The organism is Micromonospora sp. NPDC005206 (assembly GCF_040608175.1).
Classification (GTDB): Bacteria; Actinomycetota; Actinomycetes; order Mycobacteriales; family Micromonosporaceae; genus Micromonospora.
The window spans coordinates 230067-242095 of record NZ_JBEXHU010000002.1 but is presented as its reverse complement, the minus strand read 5'-3'; the positions used below and the strand labels follow the sequence as shown (position 1 = coordinate 242095).

Annotated in this window: 13 protein-coding genes; 4 read left to right on the top strand and 9 right to left on the bottom strand. The window is 73.0% G+C overall.

Features of this window, described 5'->3' with window-relative positions:
- Positions 1-27 precede the first annotated feature (27 nt).
- The 7 genes from ABZU69_RS03290 to ABZU69_RS03260 all read right to left on the bottom strand — a co-directional run bounded on the left by ABZU69_RS03290 (position 28) and on the right by ABZU69_RS03260 (position 5890).
- Positions 28-1224, bottom strand: coding sequence for an SIS domain-containing protein (locus ABZU69_RS03290; protein WP_354962785.1), 1197 nt, complete (start codon positions 1222-1224; stop codon positions 28-30).
- Positions 1221-1406, bottom strand: a complete 186-nt coding sequence (locus tag ABZU69_RS03285) for a Trm112 family protein (RefSeq protein WP_210793188.1) — start codon at positions 1404-1406, stop codon at positions 1221-1223. Before ABZU69_RS03285 ends, ABZU69_RS03290 begins: the two co-directional genes overlap by 4 nt.
- A 61-nt stretch (positions 1407-1467) precedes the next feature.
- Positions 1468-2853: a phosphomannomutase/phosphoglucomutase gene (locus ABZU69_RS03280; protein WP_354962784.1), complete on the bottom strand. Its 1386-nt coding sequence runs from the start codon at positions 2851-2853 to the stop codon at positions 1468-1470.
- A gap of 68 nt (positions 2854-2921) precedes the next feature.
- The gene (locus tag ABZU69_RS03275) at positions 2922-3980 is read right to left on the bottom strand and encodes a hypothetical protein (RefSeq protein ID WP_354962783.1); all 1059 of its coding nucleotides are present in this window, start codon (positions 3978-3980) and stop codon (positions 2922-2924) included.
- 163 nt (positions 3981-4143) lie between these two features.
- Complete coding sequence (locus ABZU69_RS03270; protein ID WP_354962782.1) at positions 4144-4776, bottom strand: endonuclease V; 633 nt, start codon at positions 4774-4776, stop codon at positions 4144-4146.
- A gap of 110 nt (positions 4777-4886) precedes the next feature.
- Positions 4887-5186, bottom strand: a complete 300-nt coding sequence (locus tag ABZU69_RS03265) for a hypothetical protein (RefSeq protein WP_354962781.1) — start codon at positions 5184-5186, stop codon at positions 4887-4889.
- Positions 5187-5281: 95 nt separating this feature from the next.
- The gene (locus tag ABZU69_RS03260; RefSeq protein ID WP_354962780.1) at positions 5282-5890 is read right to left on the bottom strand and encodes a DinB family protein; all 609 of its coding nucleotides are present in this window, start codon (positions 5888-5890) and stop codon (positions 5282-5284) included.
- Here ABZU69_RS03260 and ABZU69_RS03255 point away from each other — a divergent pair.
- Both ABZU69_RS03255 and ABZU69_RS03250 read left to right on the top strand, forming a co-directional pair.
- The gene (locus ABZU69_RS03255) at positions 5792-6640 is read left to right on the top strand and encodes a YwqJ-related putative deaminase (RefSeq protein ID WP_354962779.1); all 849 of its coding nucleotides are present in this window, start codon (positions 5792-5794) and stop codon (positions 6638-6640) included. The two genes, ABZU69_RS03260 and ABZU69_RS03255, sit on opposite strands and share 99 nt — an antisense overlap.
- A 46-nt stretch (positions 6641-6686) precedes the next feature.
- Complete coding sequence (locus tag ABZU69_RS03250; RefSeq protein ID WP_354962778.1) at positions 6687-6962, top strand: SUKH-3 domain-containing protein; 276 nt, start codon at positions 6687-6689, stop codon at positions 6960-6962.
- Here ABZU69_RS03250 and ABZU69_RS03245 read toward each other — a convergent pair.
- On the bottom strand, positions 6959-8398 hold the full coding sequence (locus ABZU69_RS03245) for an aldehyde dehydrogenase family protein (protein WP_354962777.1): 1440 nt from the start codon (positions 8396-8398) through the stop codon (positions 6959-6961). The genes ABZU69_RS03250 and ABZU69_RS03245 overlap by 4 nt on opposite strands.
- Before the next feature lie 140 nt (positions 8399-8538).
- Here ABZU69_RS03245 and ABZU69_RS03240 point away from each other — a divergent pair, with 140 nt between their 5' ends.
- Together ABZU69_RS03240 and gabT are read left to right on the top strand one after the other, a co-directional pair.
- Entirely contained in the window at positions 8539-9975 is a 1437-nt protein-coding gene (locus ABZU69_RS03240; RefSeq protein ID WP_354962776.1) for a gamma-aminobutyraldehyde dehydrogenase, read from the top strand.
- 4 nt (positions 9976-9979) lie between these two features.
- Entirely contained in the window at positions 9980-11251 is a 1272-nt protein-coding gene (gene gabT / locus ABZU69_RS03235) for a 4-aminobutyrate--2-oxoglutarate transaminase (RefSeq protein ID WP_354962775.1), read from the top strand.
- Positions 11252-11335: 84 nt separating this feature from the next.
- Here the strand turns inward: gabT and ABZU69_RS03230 are convergent, their stop codons facing one another.
- Positions 11336-12001 carry a hypothetical protein gene (locus ABZU69_RS03230; RefSeq protein WP_354962774.1) on the bottom strand — a complete coding sequence of 222 codons (666 nt, stop codon included), beginning with the start codon at positions 11999-12001 and terminating at the stop codon, positions 11336-11338.
- Positions 12002-12029 lie beyond the last annotated feature (28 nt).

Below are 12029 nucleotides of genomic sequence, written 5' to 3'. Positions count from 1 at the left end.
GCATGGCGAGCCGTCCCCTACGTCCGTTCACTGGTTCGACAGCTCCTTCATCTCGGTGATGGCCGGTACCGCCATCGGGTCCAGCCCGTGGGCCAGGGCAAGGTAGATCGAGGCGAAATCCGGTACGGCGATCAGCGAGGCCAGCCGCTCCAGCGCGGACCCACCCTCAGCGGTCACCACGTCGCAGCGCACACCGCGGCGTTCGGCGAGGGTCCGCACCGCGTCGGCGCGGCGCTCCTCGACCGCCAGCGGCTCGTCCGTGTCGTCCTCGGCGTTGAGCCCGCCGTCGCGCAGCAGCACCAGCCGCAGCCGGGTGCCCTCGCCGTCGTCCTCCGCCGGATCGGCGAAGATGTCCCGCTCCCCCTCGGCCAGGCCACCGAAGACGCCGTCCAGCAACCCGACCCGGCCCCGGCCGGCCTCGCCGAGCGCCCCGGTGACCACCGGGTAGCGGGCGTTCGCCGACAGGGTGTCACCGAACCGGCGGGCCGCCACGGTGGCCAGCGGGGACGAGCCCCAGACGATCGGGACCGAGCCGGCCAGGCCCAGGGCCAGCGACTTCGCCGGGTTGACGAAGGACTCCGCGGTGGAGCGGCAGCGGTCGGCGTCCGCGTCGAGCCGGGCCGCGGTCTCCGCCAGGTCCGCCTCGTTGACCTTCACCAGCCCGAGGGAACGGGCGGCGAGCAGAACCGGCACGGTGAGCGCCCAGAGGCTGGCCCGGGCCGGAGCACGCCGGGGCACCGGGATGAACGGCGCGCGGGCCCGCTCGGCGACCGACTGCAACTGCGAGTCGGGGGCGCCCACCGCGACCAGCCGTGCGCCACGCCGGTGCGCCGCCTCGGCGGCGCCGAGCGCCTCCGGGCTACGACCGGACGCGCTCACCGCGATGACCACGTCGGCCGCACCGACCCAACCGGGAACACCAGCGCTGCGGTGCGCGATGACCGGCACCGGGCAGCGCGGCCCGGCGACCGTGGCCAGCACGTCTCCGGTACGCCCGGCGGTGCCGATGCCGGCGATGACCACGGCCCGGGGCCGCCCGTCGTCGGCGAGCACCGCCAGGTTCGCCTCGGCGGCCAGCGCGGCCGTCTCGCGGACCTGCGCACCGGCCGAGGCGGTGTGCCGGAGCATGCCGCCCGGGTCGTGCTCGGCCAGCGCCTCCGGGCTGTCGAGCAGGGCCTCGTCGGCGTCGCGACGCCCGCTGACCCCGGCCGTACCGTCGATCATGACGGCTGTCCGGGGCCGCCGCGCGCCTCGTCGAGCAGCAGCACCGGCACGTCGTCGCGGACCTCGAAGATCCGGCCGCACTCCGTGCAGGTCAGCGTCTGCGCGTCGGCGTCGTAGGTGAGCGGGGCGTGGTGCGTGTCCGGACAGGCGAGAATCTCGAGCAACTGCGGGTCCAGGGCCATGGCACGGCTCCTTCCACGTGTGCGGCTTTACCGGCGGCGGTGCCGACCGGCGCAGGCGATCTTATCGGCGAACCCGGCCCAGCACCTCGTCCCGGAGCGAGACCATCCGCTCGCGGGTGGGCGCCTCGACGTTGAGCCGCAGCAGCGGCTCCGTGTTGGAGGCTCGCAGGTTGAACCAGGCGCCGTCCGGGAAACGCAGCGTGAGCCCGTCCATCTCGTCGGCCACCGCCTCGGGGTACGCGGCGCGCACCTCGGCCACCGCCGCCGCCTGGTCGACGACCGTCGAGTTGATTTCACCGGAGGCGATGTAGCGCTCGTACTCGCCGGCCAGCACGGACAGCGGCAGCGACTGCTCGCCGAGCGCGGCCAACGTGTGCATCGCGGCGAGCATCCCGGTGTCGGCGAACCAGAAGTCCCGGAAGTAGTAGTGCGCCGAGTGCTCGCCGCCGAAGACGGCGTTGGTGCGGGCCATCTCCGCCTTGATGAAGGAGTGCCCGACCCGGGCGACCACCGGCTCCCCACCGTGCTCACGAATGATCTCCGGCACCGCGCTGGAGGTGATCAGCCCGTGGATCACGGTGGAACCCGGGTGCTTGGCCAGCTCCCGAGCGGCGACCATGGCCGTGATCGCCGACGGTGAAACCGGCTCACCACGCTCGTCCACCACGAAGCAGCGGTCGGCGTCGCCGTCGAAGGCGAGCCCGATCTCGGCTCCGTGCTTGACCACGGCGCGCTGGAGGTCGACCAGGTTCGCCGGGTCCAGCGGGTTGGCCTCGTGGTTGGGGAAGGTGCCGTCCAGCTCGAAGTAGAGCGGCACGATCTCCAGCGGCAGGGCCGACAGGGCGGCGTCGCCGAGCACGGTGGGGACGGTGAAGCCGCCCATCCCGTTGCCGGCGTCGACCACCACCTTCAGTGGCCGGATACCGGAGAGGTCGACCAGCTTGCGCAGGTAGGCGGCATAGTCGGGCAGCAGGTCGCGCCGCTCGGCCGGCCGGACCGGGTCGCCGGCCGGGCGGGCCTCGCCCGAGTCCAGCAGGGCCTGGGCCCGCTCACGGATCTCCGTCAGACCGCTGTCCTGGCCGATCGGGCGGGCACCCGAGCGGCACATCTTGATGCCGTTGTACTGCGCGGGATTGTGACTGGCGGTGAACATCGCACCCGGCAGATCGAGTGAGCCGGACGCGAAGTAGAGCAGGTCGGTGGAGGCCAGCCCGATCTCGATCACCGAGCGCCCCTCGGCGCGGACGCCGGCCGCGAAGGCCGCGGCCAGCCCCGGCGAGGTGGCTCGCATGTCGTACCCGATGACGACCGCGTCGCCCGGCTCGTCGGTGCTGTTGAGCAGCTGGGTGAACGCGGCTCCGAGGGCTTCGGCGACCCGCTCGTCCCACTGGTCCGGCACCGTCCCTCGGACGTCGTACGCCTTCACGATCTGGGACAGATCAGACACGGGTTCCGCTCCTTGGCCGCAGGTTCCACCGGACCTGAGCGTATCGGAGGGTCCGGGTCCGGCCCCGCTCAGCCGGGCAGCCGAGGCATGAAGACGGTGTGGTCGCCGCCAGCGGCGGCGGGTGGCTCGTCGGGGCCGGGCCGGCCATCCGGAGCGTCCGGCATGGCCTGCGTCGCGCCGGGCGGCGACGGGGGCCCGGCCGGTGGGGCGCCGTAGACCCCGCCGGTTGCGGGCCGGGGAGCCGGCACCGCGCCGTAGCCGCCGGGCGGCGGCTGCTGGCCGTACACCTGGCCGGGCTGGCCGGGCGCGGCCGGCGACCCACTCCCGGAGCGGTAGGTGGTGCCACCGGGGTTGCCCGGCAGCGGTCCGGACAGCTCGTCGGCCGGCTTCCGGTCCTGACGCGAGCGACGGAACAGCAGCACGATGAGCAGCAGGCCGACCGCCACCATCGCGATACCGAAGAACATCACCGGCGAGCCGCCGGATGATTCGGCCGCGGTCGCCGTGGTGTCGGGTGCGCCGGACACGCCACCCAGCACGGCCTGGTTCACCGCGTCGTCGGTCGGGGCGGCCTCGATGGTCGCGCTCGGGGTGGGCGACGGCTTCTTCGACGGGGTCGGCGACGCCGATGCCCGGCTGGTCAGCTTCGACGAGTCGGAACCCCGACCCAACTCCTGGCCCGCCGCGCTGAGCGCCACGCCGGTCACCGCGAGCCGGCCGGCCGGCGCACCGGCGGCGAACGCCACCCGGTACCGCACGGTGATGCCCTTGCCCTTGCAGAGGGTCGGCTTCGCCGGCGAGGTCTGCGCGGTCGCCACGCTGCCGCCGCCGCCGGAGACAGCCACCGGGAACCAGCGCCCGCCCGCGTTGACCTGCACCGACACCTGATCCGGCTGGAGGCCCGAAAGACGCAGGCCCAGGGCGGTACGCAGCAGGACGCACCCGTCCGAGCGCTTGCGCACCGCGACGTTCACCCCCTCGGGGGAGCCGCCGGCGGCGAAGCTGCTGGGCGCACCCACGCGGACCGAGTCGTCGTCGGCCAGCGCGGGGGACGCACCGAGCATCACCAAGCCGCCCACCAGACCGCAGACCGTCGCGAGACGCGCCGCGCGCCGACGAACCGTCATGATCACCTCACCGTTCCTCCCCGGGTGGGGTCCGCGGGTCAGGCTACTACCGGGCCACCCCCACCACCGGTCATAGAGCGGCCCGCATGTGTGCGGCGTTACGGTTTCCGACCCCAACCCGCCGACCTGCGGCGGGTGCCTCATGCCGTCGGTCTCCGACCGGTCAGACCGCCGCCGCGAGGGCGTCCCGGCAGAGCCGGTCGGCGGTACGGGTGGTCTCCGGCAACCGGTAGCGCGGGGCCAGCGCGAGCACCTGCGCGGTGGCGTTGGCCAGGCTCATCCGGTGCCCGACGCTGACGAAGACGGGCTTCACCCCGGCCTGGGTCCGCAGCACCCGACCGACGACGTCGCCCCCGTCGCGCAGTGGCGACCAGGCACCCCGCTCGGCGGGCGGCGGAACCCACTCGCCGACCAGTGGCGTCTTCCCGACCCCGATCGCGGGCAGCCCGGTGACCACCCCGAGATGACAGGCGAGCCCGAACCGGCGCGGATGGGCCAGCCCGTGCCCGTCGCAGACCAGCAGGGTCGGGAGGGTGGTCAGCCGGTCCAGCGCGGCGAGCAACGCGGGCATCTCACGGAAGGCGAACAGCCCCGGGACGTAGCCGAACGCGGGCCGGCCCACGCTGACCGCGGAGTCCACCACGGCCAGCGTCCGGGCGTCCAGCACGGTCACGGCCGCCGCGAGCAGGTCACCGCTCTTCGCGTACGCGACGTCCAGGCCAGCCACCGTGGCCGGCGCGGCCGGCCCCGGCGCGACCAGGTCGACCAGCGGCCGCAACTCCTCCTGTACGGCCACCGCCTCCGCCACACTGCGCGGCCCCGCCTCCTGCCATGATCCACTCGGTTTCGGCGAGATCGGGCTGTCCCACTGCCCTCGATGCCGCGATATCCCTGATCCGGAGTCGTTCATCCTTGGCGCGAGCCGCCGGCATCGTCCCCAGTGGCGCTGCCCTCCGGCCCGCCCCGAGTCGGGCCGCTCCCGGTAGTGCCGGCGTCGCCGTCCGAGTCACCGCCGGTGCGGCTCTCGGCCGGTTTCCTGGTCGCACCGAAGGCGATCGCGAAGGCGATGCCGATGGCGACACCGAAGGCGACGCCGCCCGTCGAACCGAACAAGGGGATGCCGATGGCCAGACCGAGCAGGATGCCCACCGGCCAGGCCCAGGCATTGGACTGACTCTTCTTCTCCGTCCCCGGTTCTGCTGCCATCCCTGGATGTTATTCCGCCGCTCCCGGGCGGCGTGCCGCGCGCACCGGCCGTGCCGCCGCCGCGACACCCAGGCCGAGCCGGACTCCGCTGACGCTCACTGACCGACCCGGCCATCGATCCGCTCGCGAAACAGGTCGGCGTGGCCGTTGTGTCGCGCGTACTCCTCGATCATGTGCACCAACAGCTCACGCAGCACGATGGTGTTGCCCTTGCGCTGCCGCCCCTGCACCCCGAGATCGGACGTCTCGACGAACCGCTCGGCGAAGTCCACCTCCGCCCGCCAGGCACGCCACGCCTCCGCGACCACCTCCGAATCGGCCACCGCACCGTCGAAGTCGCCATCGGGATCGTCGTCCGAGCAGTAGAGCTTGGGCGCGTCCTGACCCGCCATCGTCCGCCGGAACCAACCGCGCTCCACCTCGGCCAGGTGCCGGATCAGACCGAGCAGCGACATCGTCGACGGCGGAACCGGCCGCCGGGCCAACTGGTCGGCGTCCAGACCGTCGCACTTCAATTGGAAGGTCAGACGCTGGTTGCGCAAAAACTCGATGAGGACGGTCCGCTCGTCGACGATGTCGCTGCCGGAGCGGGGGTCGTCGTCCGGGTGGACGAACCTGGCCAACCATTCGAAGGTTCTGCCCGGCTCGCTGCCGGAGGTATTCGCTTCGGGGCCGGGGTCGGGGTCGGTGAGGGAATCAGCCATACGGCGACCCTCGTCGATCCGCGACGGAAGCCGCAATGGGTTCTGCCTAACTCGCCGCCAGCCCGGGGTCCGCGCCCGGGTCACCGGCAGCTCGGAGCTGCTCCGCCCCGCACGGTCGACCCGTCGAGCCCGCTGGTCCGGGAGATCAACCGGGTCCCCACCCCGAACTCCGCCGCGCACCTGGCCATCGGCGGTCGGGTCTGGACGGCGCAGGGGACGAAGGGCGACGTCCCGCTGAACCATCACCCGCTCATCCGTACCTACCTGGACGAACTGCCGCCTGGTGAGTTGGTCCGCGGCGGCGAGAGTCATGCCGAGCTGATCGTGGTGTCCGACGTACTGCACGAGTACGACCACGTGCGGGCGGCCGAGGGCGTCGCGCCGATGGGTCGGGGCGACGCGGCGCTCCTCTTCGAGGATGCCCGGTTGGAGGTCTTCCGGATCCGTGAGCAGGGCGATCCCGCTGGTGGAGTGGCCGACCGGCCCTGCGACTCGTGCATCAACTTTCTGGTCAGCGCCAACGTCCTGCCGGAGTCGGCGCGGGCCTACACCGAGACCTGGCAAGCACCGGCGGAGCCCGACCCCGACCCGGGCCGCTTTCCGCCCGACGTCGCCAACGCGTTGGTGGCGGCCGGTTGGCGACCGCACATCGGGGATCAGATCATGGCCGCCGCCGCCGTGCGGGACGTCACCGCCGTGCCGGGGCGGGCCCACCGACACGAGGTCTTCCCCGCCGCCTTGAGGCGCTGACCGCGTTCCCCAGCCTGTCGGCGCCCGGCGTGGCCCGGGCGAGCAGGTGTGGATCTCCCGCTTCGACATCCGCCCGCACACCATCGCGCACACCGCCGACACCCTCGCCGACTTCGGGGCGGTGCTCGGCGTACGGCTCTTTCCGATCGGCACCGAGCAGCAGGACAGCATCCTGGTGGTGGACGAGCACGGCCGGGTCTTCGCACTGGACCAGGCCGGCGAGTGGTTCCTCGGCGACACCATCGACGCCGCGCTGACCACCCTGCTGCTCGGCCGCGCCCCCGCCCGGGTCCGTGACGACGGCACCTGGCCGGTCGGCTAGAGCGCGAGTCCGGTCAGCACCATGACCCGTGGCTCGGTGTAGTCGTCCATCGCGCTGCGCAGCCCCTCCCGGCCGACGCCGCTGCCCTTGACCCCGCCGTACGGCATCTGGTCCGCCCGGTACGACGGCACGTCTCCGACGATCACCCCGCCCACCTCCAGCGACCGCGCGGCGGAGAAGGCCACGTCCAGGCGCCGGGTGAACACGCCCGCCTGCAACCCGTACGCCGAATCGTTGACCGCGGTGAACGCGGCCTGGTCGTCGGCGACCGGGGCGACCACGAGCACCGGGCCGAACACCTCCTCGGCGACGACCTTGGCGCCCGCCGGCACGCCGGTGAGGACGGTCGGGGGGTACGTCGCGCCGTCGCGCTCGCCGCCCACCTCGACGGTGGCGCCGGCCGCCACCGCCTCGGCCACCCACGTCTCGACCCTGCGTGCCGCGTCCTCTGACACCATCGGGCCCACGTCCGTCAGCTCGGAGGCGGGGTCGCCGGTGCGCAGCGCGCGCACCGCCGCCACCAGCCGGGGCAGGAAGTCGGCGAACAGGTTGTGGTGCACGTACACCCGTTGGACGGCGATGCACGACTGTCCGGCCTGGTAGTTGGCGAAGGTGGCGATCCGCTGCGCGGCGAAGGCCAGGTCCTCGTCGGCCGTCCAGTCCGCGCAGATCACCGCGGCCGCGTTGCCGCCCAGTTCCAGGGTCACGTGCTTCTCCGGCGCCTGCCGACGGATGGCCGCGCCGACCGGCCCGGACCCGGTGAACGACACGACCGGCAGTCGGGGGTCGGTGACCAGCTCGGCGGCGCGGGAGTTCGGCAGTGGCAGGACCGAGAACATGCCGGCCGGCAGCTCGGTCTCGGCCAGCAGCTCGCCGAGCAGCAGCGCGGACAGCGGTGTCGCCGGGGCCGGTTTGACGATGATCGGCGCGCCGACCGCGATGGCCGGCGCCACCTTGTGCGCGACCAGGTTGAGCGGGAAGTTGAACGGCGCGATGCCCAGCACCGGCCCTCTCGGCACCCTCCGCACCAGCGCGATCCGCCCGCTGGCGGCCGGGTCGGTGTCGAGGCGTTGCAGCTCCCCGGAGAACCTGCGGGCCTCCTCGGCGGCCCACCGGAAGGTGGAGACGGCCCGTCCGACCTCGGCGCGGGCCCATTTCAGCGGTTTGCCGTTCTCGGCGGTGATCAGGGCGGCGACCGGGTCGGCGCGTTCGGCGAGCCGCCGGGAGACGTGGTCCAGGGCCGCCGCGCGGGCGTGCGCGGGCAGAGCCGCGGCCTGCGCGGCCACCCCGGCCGCGGCGGCGACGGCGGCCTCGACCTGGTCGGCCGTGGCGACGGTGGTACGCCCCACCGGGCGACCGTCGTACGGGTGGTGGACGGTCAGCTCGCCCTCGCCGTGGGCGAGGCGGGAGGCGACGAAGAAGGGTGCGGGCTCCACGCCGAGCAGCGTAGACGAGAGAGCGGCCGACGGAAACAGTCGCCGCAGCCCTTGTCTACCGCGAATTCAGTGGCCAAGATGGCAGACAGATTGCGATAACCGCCGCAGACCGCACCCGGCCCCCTCGGAGAGATCTCGTCATGAGTGACCAGCAGCAGCTGCGCAACTTCGTCAACGGCTCCTACGTCGAACCGGCCGACGGTGGCTACGCCGACCTGATCGACCCCTGCACGGGTGAGGTGTTCGCCCAGGCCCCGGTCTCCGGCGCGGCGGACGTGGACGCGGCGATGACCGCCGCCGCGACCGCCTTCGAGAGCTGGCGGGACGTCACCCCGGCCGAGCGGCAGCGGGCGATGCTCAAGCTCGCCGACGCCGTGGAGGCCAGGGCGGCGGAACTGGTCGACGCCGAGGTCCGCAACACCGGCAAGCCGCGCCAGCTCACCGCCGAGGAGGAGCTACCGCCGGCGGTGGACCAGTTCCGCTTCTTCGCCGGCGCCGCCCGCCTGCTGGAGGGGCGGTCCGCCGGGGAGTACCTGGCCGGGCACACCTCGTACGTGCGACGCGAGCCGATCGGCGTCTGCGCCCAGGTCACCCCGTGGAACTACCCGCTGATGATGGCGGTCTGGAAGATCGCCCCGGCGCTCGCCGCCGGCAACACGGTGGTGCTCAAGCCGTCGGACACCACGCCGGTGTCGACGCTGCTGCTCGCCGAGATCGCCGCGGAGTTCTTTCCACCGGGGGTGTTCAACGTGGTCTGCGGCGACCGGGACACCGGCCGTACCCTCGTCTCGCACCCGACCCCGCAGTTGGTGTCGATCACCGGTTCGACCCGCGCGGGCATGGAGGTCGCCGCCGCGGCGGCCCCCGACCTGAAGCGGACGCACCTGGAACTGGGCGGCAAGGCGCCGGTGGTGATCTTCGACGACGCGGACGTGGCGGCGGCTGCCGAGGCTATCGCGCTGGGCGGCTACTTCAACGCCGGGCAGGACTGCACGGCGGCCACCCGGGTGCTGGCCGGGCCGGGCATCCACGACGACTTCGTGGCGGCGCTCGCCGAGCAGGCCCGCACCACCAGGACCGGCGCACCGGACGACGCCGACGTGCTCTACGGCCCGCTGAACAACGCCAACCAGCTCGCCCGGGTCAGTGGTTTCGTCGACCGGCTGCCGGACCACGCGGCGATCCAGACCGGCGGCTCCCGGCAGGGCGAGCGCGGCTACTTCTACGCGCCGACCGTCGTCTCCGGGCTGCGCCAGGCCGACGAGATCATCCAGGACGAGGTGTTCGGGCCGGTGATCACCGTGCAGCGGTTCTCCGACGAGGACGAGGCGGTGCGCTGGGCCAACGGCGTCGACTACGGCCTCTCGGCGTCGGTCTGGACGAGGGACCACGGCCGGGCGATGCGGATGACCCGGCGGTTGGACTTCGGCTGCGTCTGGGTGAACACGCACATCCCGTTCGTCTCCGAGATGCCGCACGGCGGCTTCAAGCACTCCGGGCACGGCAAGGACCTCTCGGTCTACAGCCTGGAGGACTACACCCGGATCAAGCACGTCATGCACAACATCGAGGGCTGACCCCGTGACATCCTCCGAGGAACTGCACAAGCGGCGCGGCGGTGCCGTCGCGCGGGGCGTCGGCAGCGTGATCCCGTCCTACGTGGACCACGCGTCGGGCGGGACGCTCACCGACGTCGACGGCCGGGAGTGGATCGACTTCGCCGCCGGCATCGCGGTGACCAGCGTCGGCAACTCCGCGCCGAAGGTCGTCGAGGCGGTACGGGCGCAGGTCGAGCGGTTCACCCACACCTGCTTCATGGTCGCGCCGTACGAGTCGTACGTGGCGGTGTGCGAGCAGCTCAACGCGCTGACGCCGGGCGGGTTCGAGAAGCGCTCGGCCCTGTTCAACTCCGGCGCCGAGGCGGTGGAGAACGCCGTGAAGATCGCCCGGCACGCCACCGGGCGGCCGGCGGTCGTGGTCTTCGACCACGCGTACCACGGCCGGACCAACCTGACGATGGCGTTGACCGCGAAGAACATGCCGTACAAGCACCGGTTCGGGCCGTTCGCCGGTGAGATCTACCGGGTGCCGATGTCGTACCCGCTGCGCGACGGCGGGCTGTCCGGCGCGGACGCGGCGGCGCGGGCGATCGAGATGATTGAGAAGCAGGTCGGTGCGGAGAACGTCGCCGCGCTGCTGATCGAGCCGATCCAGGGCGAGGGCGGCTTCGTGGTGCCCGCGCCGGGTTTCCTGCCGGCACTGAGCGGCTGGGCGAGAGCGGCCGGGGTGGTCTTCGTCGCCGACGAGATCCAGACCGGCTTCTGCCGTACCGGCGACTGGTTCGCCTGCCAGCACGAGGGTGTCGAGCCCGACCTGGTCACCCTGGCCAAGGGCATCGCCGGCGGCCTGCCGCTGGCGGCGGTGACCGGCCGGGCCGAGCTGATGGACGCGGTGCACGTCGGCGGGCTCGGCGGCACGTACGGCGGCAACCCGCTCGCCTGCGCCGCCGCGCTGGCGACCATCGAGACCATGCACGAGCTGGATCTGGCCGGCGCGGCCCGTCGGATCGAGGCGGTGCTGGCGCCCCGGCTACGGGCCATCGCCGAGCGGGATCCCCGGATCGCCGAGGTACGCGGTCGGGGCGCGATGCTCGCCGTGGAACTGGTGCAGCCGGGCACGCTCATTCCCGACCCGTCGGCCACGGCGGCGATCTCGGCCGCCTGCCACGCCGCCGGCCTGCTCACCCTGACCTGCGGCACGTACGGCAACGTGCTGCGCTTCCTGCCCCCGCTGGTGATCTCCGACGCCCACCTGACCCGGGGCGCCGACATCCTCGACGCCACCTTCGCCTGACCCGAAGGAAGGGCCCCTTCTTAACGCCTGGTGCATAAGAAGGGGCCCTTCCTAACGGCAGTGTCAGCTTCTGACGGCAGATCGTCAGCGCAGGACCTCGACGGTGTTGCGGCGGACCACGTTCTTGCCCGGCTCACGGATCTGATCCATCGCCGCGGTGTTGAGCAGCACACAACTGCCCGACGGGCCGGTCACCGTCACCGTGGTGACCTTGTTGTTGTCCAGGTTGGTCACCCGCAGCCGCGTACCCACCGGGAACTGCCCGCTGGTCGCCGCCGGCGTCCCGCCCTCGGCGAAGAAGGTGACCGAGCCCGAGCAGGCCGAGCGGGGCGCCGGGCCCGGCGCGCCGGGAGACGCGGACCCGGGCCGGACCGTGCCGGCTGCCGGCGGGGCGGCCTCGCCGTCCAGCCGTTCCACCACGTTGCGGCGGATCACGTTCTTCCCCGGCTCACGGACCAGCTCCATCGCGGCGGCGTTGAGCAGCACACAACTGCCCGACGGGCCGGTCACCGTCACCGTGGCCGCCCGGTTGTTGTCCAGGTTGGTCACCCGCAGCCGCGTACCCACCGGGAACCGGTCGCTGGTCGCCGCCGGCGCCCCGCCCTCCGCCGAGAAGGTGACCGAGCCCGTGCAGACGGACTGCCGTGCCGGTGCGGTCCCGGCGAACCCGAAACCGGTCCCCACCGCCACGCCCGCCGCGGCGAGCACCGCCACGGTCGCCGCCAGCACGTGCTTGCGCTGCACCCTCATCGCCGTCACTCCCGTCCTCGGTGGTTTC

Bases quoted from the DNA above. Each gene is read 5' to 3' on its own strand.
- ABZU69_RS03260 (WP_354962780.1), bottom strand. From the start codon at position 5,890: ATGGCTGATTCCCTCACCGACCCCGACCCCGGCCCCGAAGCGAATACC.
- ABZU69_RS03275 (WP_354962783.1), bottom strand. From the start codon at position 3,980: ATGACGGTTCGTCGGCGCGCGGCGCGTCTCGCGACGGTCTGCGGTCTG.
- ABZU69_RS03285 (WP_210793188.1), bottom strand. From the start codon at position 1,406: ATGGCCCTGGACCCGCAGTTGCTCGAGATTCTCGCCTGTCCGGACACG.
- ABZU69_RS03230 (WP_354962774.1), bottom strand. From the start codon at position 12,001: ATGAGGGTGCAGCGCAAGCACGTGCTGGCGGCGACCGTGGCGGTGCTC.
- ABZU69_RS03265 (WP_354962781.1), bottom strand. From the start codon at position 5,186: ATGGCAGCAGAACCGGGGACGGAGAAGAAGAGTCAGTCCAATGCCTGG.
- ABZU69_RS03290 (WP_354962785.1), bottom strand. From the start codon at position 1,224: ATGATCGACGGTACGGCCGGGGTCAGCGGGCGTCGCGACGCCGACGAG.
- ABZU69_RS03240 (WP_354962776.1), top strand. From the start codon at position 8,539: ATGAGTGACCAGCAGCAGCTGCGCAACTTCGTCAACGGCTCCTACGTC.